Origin of the sequence: Vreelandella salicampi, assembly GCF_013415105.1 — a bacterium.
In the GTDB taxonomy this organism is placed as follows: Bacteria; Pseudomonadota; Gammaproteobacteria; order Pseudomonadales; family Halomonadaceae; genus Vreelandella; species Vreelandella salicampi.
This window is the reverse complement of record NZ_JACCDF010000030.1, coordinates 1-3651: the sequence shown is the minus strand read 5'-3', so window position 1 is coordinate 3651 and position 3651 is coordinate 1. Positions and strand designations below refer to the sequence as shown.

Here is a 3651-nt window from a genome sequence, read left to right as displayed (position 1 = left end):
TTCCAAGCCCAGGCCGAGGGTCAAAATCTGTGTGCCGTCCATGCCATGCCTCCTGTCGTCGTGGAGGTCATATCCTGGCCCAGATCAGGGGGTGAATTCCACACCCAACGACGAAGAGCCATATTTTGAGGCTCGAATGTGTCTGCATAGCTGAGGTATAGATTCAGGCCCGGCATGGTTTCCCAGACCAATCCGAGTCCCTTCGTAAGCTTACTGCTGCTACCTGAGTCGATATCGCTTGTTGAACCTGTCAAATAGTTATCGCTATGGTAACTGTTCTCGGATATCTCATATCTAAGCCCAAGGTCAAGCGTCACTGTATCCGTTAGCGAGAACTCGGTAGCCGAAAATACGCCATGTGATTTTTGACTAACGTCGTAAAATTGGTCGCTACTGGGGGAATCTAGGTCATTGATAAGAGTGAAAGAGTCAGGCGATGAGACAGTGCCCCCAACCTGAGAATTTCCGCCTAAGTAACGCCACTCATGGCTGAACTCTCGATACTCAACCCCCGTTGCCACTCGTATAGGTATAGCCGCATCGATTTCACCGATGAGCTGAGAGCGGGCAAACTTGTATGTCCGTACGCCGTCCTGGTTGGCACCGACACGCCTGGACAATGTTTCTCTATCCTCGCCAACAGAGATGACTTCGGCACGTAGATCCTCTGACGTTGCTCTAGAATAAAAGACCTTATTGTCGATTTCCCAGGCTGGATCTGCCAACGGAATTACAATGTCTAGCTCAGCTAGGTGATACTCATGGTCTCGTTCGTTTGGGATATTACCATCAAAGCGAGTGTCAAAAGGAACATCCGCTAATCTACGCTGCGAATCCCCATAAGGTACCGTAATTAATCCCCTATCTATCTCTCTTCGATCCCTAGAGTACTCATGATTAAACCCTACTTGCACACCGGAGTCCCCCTGCCAGAGCAATGCGGAGGATAGAAACTGCCTATCAACCGAGGTATCGCGAAATGTTTCGCTGTCCTCAAGGGAGCCTGTGATCCGGTAGGCCAAGTTTTGACTGTCACCGACAGGGCCCGTGAGATCAACGGTTCCACGACGTTGCCCATGCTCATCGAAAGTTGTCGAGATTGAATGCTCACGTTGAAACTGTGGCTGCTTGGTTTCTATATTGACGATGCCACCTGGCGACATACGGCCAATATCTGCAACGGGGCCTTTAATGAGCTGAATGTTATCGATAGTTGCCGGATCAATGCGGCTTTCATGGCTAAAAGGCACGCCGTTCCGATAAAAATTATCGTTGCGGTCGAAGCCGCGAATCAGTGCCTGCTCGCGGGTGCCGCCATAACCATCACCCACAACCACATTGGGCGAAAGGCGGAAGGCATCGGCCATTTCTCTTGCTTGTTGGTCGAGCAGGAACTGTTCAGGAATGACGTCGATTGTTCGTGGTACATCAATAATGTCTTTAGGAAGACGCATTGAGGAGTCGGCGTAGCGGCCTTCATAGCGGGCAGGTAGGGTGCCGTAGACCGAAACGGTTTCTAAGTTCTGATCAGCTCGCGCATTCAAGATCTCCAACCGATAACTACCCTCAGCACTGCGCACGGGCGCAAGGCCGGTATCTGCCAACAAGCGCTCCAACCCTTCGTCTACTCCATAGTTGCCCTGCAGCCCAGCGGTTTGCTTGCCGGCGGTCAAGGTGGCATCGAAGGCAATCTCGATGCCTGCACTGACCGCGAAACGGTTTAAAGCCGTATCGAGCTGTCCTGCTTCAATGGAATAGCGTTGCGAAGCGGCGGCACTCTGCCCTGCTGTTTGCTGGGCAAGCGCCGTAGCGGGTAGGCCTACCAAGCAACTGGCGAGCAGGCCGTATTGAATGGCTCGCGAAATGGCGCGGGCCAAAGGCGTTCGGATAAAGCGTGAGTGCGCTTGCTGCGTCGTCATGAAGATCCCCGTTGAGTGATGCATTTTTATGTCTACATCTCCTATTCCGAACGAGAACGAGAATCCCTCAATATTTTCTGAAATTTTTTCTTTCTAGTTTTCGTTAGTATTACGCGACGCGACCGTGACCCAAAATGGCGTTCGGTAGACCACCTTTAACGACAGTGCATCGGCAAGACTAGCCAGGGCGCGGTCAGTATCTTGCAGCGAGAACACGCCGCTCACTCGCCGGTCGGCTACCTCTGGTGCGCAGCGCACCACGCCATGGCGATAGCGGGCCAATATATCGACCACGTCACTAACTCGCATGCCTTCGGCCACCAGCCGCCCCTGAAAGCGGGCCTCTCCAGCAGGTTCCAAGGGCGCCGGTGGCGATACCCCATCAGCGCTCATGGCAGCCTGCTGACCAGCATCCAGCGTCGCCCGCTCATCACTTCCACGCCGCTCCAGGGCCACCCGGCCCTCGTAAACGGCCACTTGGGTGCTGTCAGTATGCTGTTGCACGCTGAAGCGGGTTCCAAGAGGATAGGAAAGTCCTTCCTTCGTCATAACGCTGAATGCTCGGGCGTCCGGTGTTTTTGCCGTGGTGATCAGCACCCCGCCACGCAGTAGATGGAGTCGCCGCTGGTGGGCATCGAACCTTATGTCGATGGCGGTATCGGTATCCAACACCAGATGAGTGCCATCGCTCAGCGTCACTTCGCGGCTCTCGCCAATACCGGTGGCGTAGTCGGCGAACTGACGCTGCCACTGTGGCGTGCGCGGAAGCCCAAACCCCAGCCCGCCTAGCAGCACGGCCAAGCCGCCCCACTGCAGCAAGCCCCGCCGGGAGACCTGGGAAGACGAAAACAGTTCGCTACGGGCAGCGTGACGCGGCAGCGCGGTCAACCGGCCATCAATCGCCTGCAACTGCTGCCAGGCGCGCTCATGCTCCGGAGATGCTTGTCGCCAGGCCAGGCAAGCATCGCGCTGCGCCTCGCTAATGTCGTCGCTCCATAGTCGCGCCATCCACAGGCTGGCCTGCTCTAGCACGGCAGGATCGATGGTCTTCTGGGAGGCGTCGGCGGACGTGCGGCTCATGGCATTCACTCAGGGTTGAGATTCGCTTATCGCACGGTGGCAGGCCAGCAGTGCCCGGGCGATATATTTCTCTACCGAAGAGACCGAGACATTCAGTGCCTCGGCGATGGCTTGGTAGCTCAGGCCATCCAGGCGGCACATGAGAAAGGCCCGGCGAGGCTTGTCGGGAAGCTCATGGAGCAGCGTATCGATCTCTACCAGCGCTTCGATAGTGAGTGCTTGCTCCTCGGGAGAAGGCGAGTGTGTCTCTGGAAGCAGGCTGAGAGTTTCCAAATAGGCGGTTTCGATTCGCCGACGGCGGTAATGGTCCACGACCAGCCCTTTGGCGATTTGGGTCAAAAAACGGCGTGACTGTTCGGGCGCTGGCATAGTGCCCCGCGCCAGTATGCGTAGGTAGGTATCGTGCGCGAGATCGGCAGCGGTATGGGAACAGCCCAGTTTGGCGCTCAACCAGCGCCGCAGCCAGCTATGATGATTGTGATAGAGGGCGTCGAAAGGAACTTCGTTTCCGCCCTGTTGCTTTATCGATACGTAAGCGAGCCATTAAACCCATCTAGGCAAGCTAATCAGTGCTGATCACACTGACGATCTCTTTGGTTTGGAGATCCTCATGCGCTGTGAACTCAACCCGACCCAGGCCTTTTGGTTAGGG

At 55.6% G+C, this 3651-nt stretch carries 3 protein-coding genes; all 3 read right to left on the bottom strand.

Features of this window, described 5'->3' with window-relative positions:
- Positions 1-20: 20 nt before the first annotated feature.
- The 3 genes from HZS81_RS17790 to HZS81_RS17780 all read right to left on the bottom strand — a co-directional run bounded on the left by HZS81_RS17790 (position 21) and on the right by HZS81_RS17780 (position 3524).
- Complete coding sequence (locus tag HZS81_RS17790; protein WP_179931862.1) at positions 21-1919, bottom strand: TonB-dependent receptor; 1899 nt, start codon at positions 1917-1919, stop codon at positions 21-23.
- 93 nt (positions 1920-2012) lie between these two features.
- The gene (locus tag HZS81_RS17785; protein WP_194249419.1) at positions 2013-2999 is read right to left on the bottom strand and encodes a FecR domain-containing protein; all 987 of its coding nucleotides are present in this window, start codon (positions 2997-2999) and stop codon (positions 2013-2015) included.
- 9 nt (positions 3000-3008) lie between these two features.
- Positions 3009-3524, bottom strand: a complete 516-nt coding sequence (locus HZS81_RS17780) for a sigma-70 family RNA polymerase sigma factor (protein WP_179931863.1) — start codon at positions 3522-3524, stop codon at positions 3009-3011.
- Positions 3525-3651: the final 127 nt, after the last annotated feature.

Coding starts and splice junctions, on each gene's coding strand:
- HZS81_RS17790 (WP_179931862.1), bottom strand. CDS start 1,919: ATGACGACGCAGCAAGCGCACTCACGCTTTATCCGAACGCCTTTGGCC.
- HZS81_RS17785 (WP_194249419.1), bottom strand. CDS start 2,999: ATGAGCCGCACGTCCGCCGACGCCTCCCAGAAGACCATCGATCCTGCC.